The sequence below is a fragment of the Alteromonas sp. a30 genome (genome assembly GCF_026788005.1).
Taxonomy (GTDB): Bacteria; Pseudomonadota; Gammaproteobacteria; order Enterobacterales; family Alteromonadaceae; genus Paraneptunicella.
Genome location: NZ_JABEPE010000044.1, coordinates 1 through 5,078, shown reverse-complemented (window position 1 = coordinate 5,078; position 5,078 = coordinate 1). Strand labels below are relative to the sequence as shown.

The following is a 5,078-nucleotide window of genomic DNA, read 5'->3' as shown; positions in this document are numbered from 1 at the left end:
GGCAACATCACCCAAAAACGCACACAAATAGAAGATGACTACGGGGTGTATGTCACCCTTGAAGAGGCTAGCTTCAGCGATGCCACCGATACATGGCCGAATCGTTATGCCTATCGTAAGGTCACCCAAAAGGCGGTTAATCGTAGCGGCAAGCTGGGTATTAGCAGCGTGAGCACTGATAGCGATAAAATCGTGCAAACCGATGTCACCTGGAATACCACCTATCGTAAACCTGGTAGCATCAGCGTGAAACAAGATGGCACCACGGTTATTACCACCACGGCAACAAAATACAATAGCTATGGTTTGCCAACGGAGGTGACGGTGACAGGGGATGTTATTCAAGGGCAAAACGACACCAGTGCTCAGCAGGTACGTAAAACCACCACTAATTACAGTAATAACGGCACCAGCGCAGCGGCGGATGGCTACTTCCCGTACCAAATCACCCAGTACGCCACAGCCAGTCATACCCATATCACCACCACGCGCACGCAGGCCAAAACCGGTTTGCCAACGCAGGTGACCGATGTGGCAGGGGTAGTTACCAGCACCAGCTATGATGCGCTAGCGCGTCCCATTCGCATCGCGCGCACCGGCTTCCCTGAGCAGTTGGTGCGCTATTATGGTGTTAATGGGGACAGCCATGCCCCAAGCAATGCTATTATGCGGGTCGAAACGCGCCAAGCGGGCGCACCTGATTCACGCGAATACAAAGATTTGTTAGGCCGCACCTTAAGAAGTGCAACACAAGGCTTTGATGGCACCTGGATTTATCAAGATTCCCGCTACAACAAGCGTGGCTTGATGACCCATGAAACCCATCCGTATTACGCCAATCAAACGCCAAGGGCGACCGTGTATGGCAGCTTTGATGTGCTGGGTCGTGCCCAAAGCAAAACCACGCCACAAATCAACGGGCAACTTCAGGCAACCTACTTTTACGATGGCCTGAAAACCGAGATAAGCGTGGCAGCCACGCTCTCCGATGTAGGTAACTTAAATGTGAGCCGCACCTACAACGCCCTAGAGCAATTGGTGCGAACCGAAGATGCCATCGGTGGTGTTACCCAATACGCTTATGATGGTGCGGGTAATCCCATCGTTATCCGTGATGCCAAGAACAACGACATTGTGGCGCGTTACGATTCGCTGGGGCGCAAGCAATACGTGATAGACCCTAACCAAGGTCGCACAGATTTCACCTACAACGACTTTGGTGAGCTGGAAAAAGAAGTGGATGCCAACAACAAGGCCATCCGCTACGACATGGACTTATTAGGCCGCGTGACCTCGCGCATTGCCGATGGTCCATCAAGCAGCAAAACCATCGCCAGCTTTAACTGGGATACCCAAAAAGATGGTTTGCTGGGCAGTCAGTCTCAAGGTGGCAGTAGCCAAAGCTACCGATACGATAGCGCCGCGCGCATTACCCAAAGCGATGTCAGCATTGATGGCAGCACCTATCGTACCACTACTGAATACGACCGCTATTATGGTCGCATGAAAGCCATGCAGTATCCGGGCAGAAGCACGTCAACCGATGGAATAAAAATCAAGTACGAATACAACGCCCAAGGTTACCTCACCCATGAGAAAAACGCCCAAAGCGACTTTGTGTACCGACAGGTCACCCAACAAGATGCCTTTGGCAATATTCAAGAAGCCAATTTAAACGGCAACACGCTAAACGGGGAATACCTGTACCACGGCGTGACCGGGCAAATGTTATCGACCAAAGTACAAATCGGTGCGACATCGCCACTGCATCATTTGGCCTACAACGCAACCAATGCTTATGACAGCTTTGGGAATTTAAAAGTGCAATCCAACGAAGTGACCAACGCCCAAGACAGCTTCACCTACGATGCGCTGCACCGCTTAACCCAATCCGGCATTAGCGTAAACGGGCAAACGGCGAGCATTCGCTACGGCTACGACGCCGTGGGTAACCTCACCAAAAAATCGGATTACTCAGAAAACAGCAACAATGCCTACAGCTACACCACTGGCACCAACAAAATCAGCAGTATCCGCTTAAAAGATGACGCAGGTACGGTGAGCTTCGGTTACGACAACAAGGGCAACCAGACCCACAGAAATGGCACACAAGAAGTCACTTACGATGTGTTTAATAAACCGCTTAGCATTAAGAAAAAAGGCATCAACAAAAACGGCAGCGACATCACCCTTGCTTATGGTGCAGACCTTGCTCGTTACAAACAAATCCGAGTCGTTCAGGAAGACGGACAGGAAAAAACCATTACGAGTCACTACATCGGCAAACACTATGAAGTGGAAATCGACGAAAGTGGCAATCGTGAGCGCAAAAGCTACCTAGGCGACCTTGCCATTATCACCGACAGCGACAGCGAAGGCATGCACATCAGCTACACCCATCGCGACCGCTTAGGCAGTGCCGCCACCTTCACCAACGCACAAAACAGCGTCACCGCCAGACGCCACTTCGACGCCTTCGGCAAACCAAGAAACGGGGATTGGGGCCAACTAGAAAGCTTAAGCCTTGCGGCGCAACTTGGCACCAACTTGCTCGATACCGGCATGACCACCCGCCGCGGCTTTACCGACCACGAGCACCTCGACGAAGCCGAACTCATCCACATGAACGGTCGGGTGTACGACTACAATGTGGGCAGGTTTATGAGTGTAGACCCAGTGATTCAAAGTCCGGCAAATAGCCAGTCCATTAACCCTTATTCCTACATTATGAATAATCCGATGAGTGGGACCGATCCGACGGGGTATGAATCGTGTCCGCAAGGGCAGGAGTGTGCGCAAGGGATAAAGGTTGAAGATGAAAAGGTCGTAACAACTGGTTCGCGGATAGCGAGAAAAACGGGAGGGAAAATTGTTTCAGGTGTTATTGTTGATAAAAAAGGCACATCGCATAGTTTTAAAGTGAGTGTGAGTAACGGATCCTTTGCAGGCTCTATTAATTCTACGGCCATCAATGGTTCAACTGTAAATACACAAATTTCTGGCGGAATGACGGACGCAGTCGGTCAAGGGCAGACTAATGCTGACAGCGTTAGCACCTACGTAGGTAAAGATGCTCAGCTAAACTTTTCGGGAGGACCATTGAAAGGGGGGTTAGAAGATGAATCTAATCTGGGCAAAGCCCCTGAAAATGCCGAAGATGTCTTTAACAAAGGATTAGCCGCTGCTGAAAACATACCATCGATCAGAAAAGGGACGGCAAAACCTAAATTTAAGAATGAATTTGCTATAGGCTATCAAGACAAAGATGGTAAAAACCAGATTAAATCATTTTCAAAATTTGATGATGCAAATGAATTTGCTAAACAGTCAGGAGGTGGATGGGTGGACGCTACTGAGCAGGATGGTTATATAACTTTATATCGTACAGCTACCTATTCTAAAACTGTTGTTAACCCATTCTTTAGATACCAAAAGTTGAAATTAACACATATTGAAGGGGTTATTATGAATTTGGCACATGAAGGATACCATGCCCAAAAGGGACCACAGCATAGTCATGGGCTCTTTATATCATCCTTTGGGGCTGTGGAAAAATACAGAAGTAAGGAAAAGTAATGAAAAATCTGGTAATTAAAGTAGTTTCAGTATTGACTTTACCGTTACTATTTTTCCATGCATTGGCAAACAGTAATTTTGAAGTTCTTTATATTTCTAAGGAAAATATCGAAAGATATCAGATTGAAATTAATGTCTCAGAAAATGATGAAATGATTAACCTCCTTAATGTTGAAGTTTTAGTGGGAGGAAAAATGTCACACAAGTGTGAATTGGTGCTTAGCGAAGCTTTACTACAAATTGGTAATAATGGAAGGGTTATCTCGGCACTTCCTATTGAGTTAAACGTTGATGGAACATTGTCGTATATGTTTGATATTGAAAAAGGTTTTCTTAGTCAAACAACGTTAACATTATTTTATAATGAAAGCGGCACAGGAAAGGAGGGATGTAACATTAACTCAAACTATCCAGTGGTCATCGAGTTTGAAAATTGGTTAGTGCCCCGTCCAAACGTCCAAAAAAATAACGGGTAATATTTCTCAAGGCTGGTTTTTAGGTTGCTGCTTAAAAATCAGCTAGCTTTATATTGAGGAAATGACAGGCATCTGTATCAGCAAAACTTTAGCTTGATATACGCTCTTTAAAAATTTGTTTATTAGCCCGCGGCTTTAGAGGCTTTAACGGCATTACCGAAATTGACCTTGCCAATGGCACGACCACTTATACCGACTTTAAACAAAGCTTCCCGTTTTCCAGTGCCATTGAGCAGCAGTTCCGCTTTGAAGGCACCAATGTGGATGTGCGCGATAGCACCAATCAAGCCAATGCCTTGGTGCAAACCACTCATGATTGGCGCTTAAACCCGAATCAAAACAGCGCATGGCAAAGTGCGGGGGTGTATCAGCTTTACAACAAAATGCCCCGTCCAAACGTCCACAAGATAATGGGTAATATTTCTCAAGGTTGGTTTTTAGGTTTTTGCTTAAAAATCAGCCTGTCATTTGTTAAATTCCTACCAACATTTTCAAAATTCCTTCCGAATTTTCAAATCTCGTTTTAATGGTTGAGCAAAAAACAATCAAAAAATTCCTCGTCAAGCATGGCTGTCCCGTGGACGGTGATTTATCCTGTCCTGTCCAAACGTCCACAGGATAACGAGTAATATTTCTCAAGGTTGATTTTTAGGTTGCTGCTTAAAAATCAACCTATTATTTCTTAAATTCCTACCAACATTTTCAAAATCCCTTTCGATTTTTCAAATCTCGTTTTAATGATTGAGTAAAAAACAATCAAAAAATTCCTCGTCAAGCATGGCTGTCCCGTGGACGGTGATTTATCCACTTACGTTATTTTTTAATTTCAACCTGAGTTGATATACCGACGCCCGTTGGTCAATAAATCAACTCTACGTCCGTTAATAATCCGCCCCATTTTTCAAAATGCTTTGCGTGTTTATAACCCGTTTTGAATACGTCCACTTGTTGCCAAACTTCCATCGGTGTTCGCCCGTCCAAGTTGCTGTGAGGTCGAATTGTGTTGTACCAATAAATGTAATCGGG

General features: G+C 45.8%; 4 protein-coding genes. 2 read left to right on the top strand and 2 right to left on the bottom strand.

Annotated features, from left to right (window positions below; genetic code table 11):
- Both HJG39_RS18765 and HJG39_RS18760 read left to right on the top strand, forming a co-directional pair.
- On the top strand, positions 1–3,576 hold a 3,576-nt coding region (locus tag HJG39_RS18765; protein WP_326849275.1), incomplete at its 5' end, for an RHS repeat domain-containing protein.
- Complete coding sequence (locus tag HJG39_RS18760) at positions 3,576–4,052, top strand: hypothetical protein (protein WP_268411886.1); 477 nt, start codon at positions 3,576–3,578, stop codon at positions 4,050–4,052. The genes HJG39_RS18765 and HJG39_RS18760, both read left to right, overlap by 1 nt.
- A 122-nt stretch (positions 4,053–4,174) precedes the next feature.
- Here HJG39_RS18760 and HJG39_RS18755 read toward each other — a convergent pair whose 3' ends face one another.
- Entirely contained in the window at positions 4,175–4,366 is a 192-nt protein-coding gene (locus tag HJG39_RS18755; protein ID WP_268411885.1) for a hypothetical protein, read from the bottom strand.
- A 544-nt stretch (positions 4,367–4,910) separates the two neighbouring features.
- On the bottom strand, positions 4,911–5,069 hold the full coding sequence (locus tag HJG39_RS19465; RefSeq protein WP_442781046.1) for a hypothetical protein: 159 nt from the start codon (positions 5,067–5,069) through the stop codon (positions 4,911–4,913).
- Between the last annotated feature and the right edge of the window lie 9 nt (positions 5,070–5,078).

What these genes read in the sequence shown, in the direction of transcription:
- HJG39_RS18760 (WP_268411886.1), top strand. Translation starts at nt 3,576, where the DNA reads ATGAAAAATCTGGTAATTAAAGTAGTTTCAGTATTGACTTTACCGTTA.
- HJG39_RS18755 (WP_268411885.1), bottom strand. Translation starts at nt 4,366, where the DNA reads ATGAGTGGTTTGCACCAAGGCATTGGCTTGATTGGTGCTATCGCGCAC.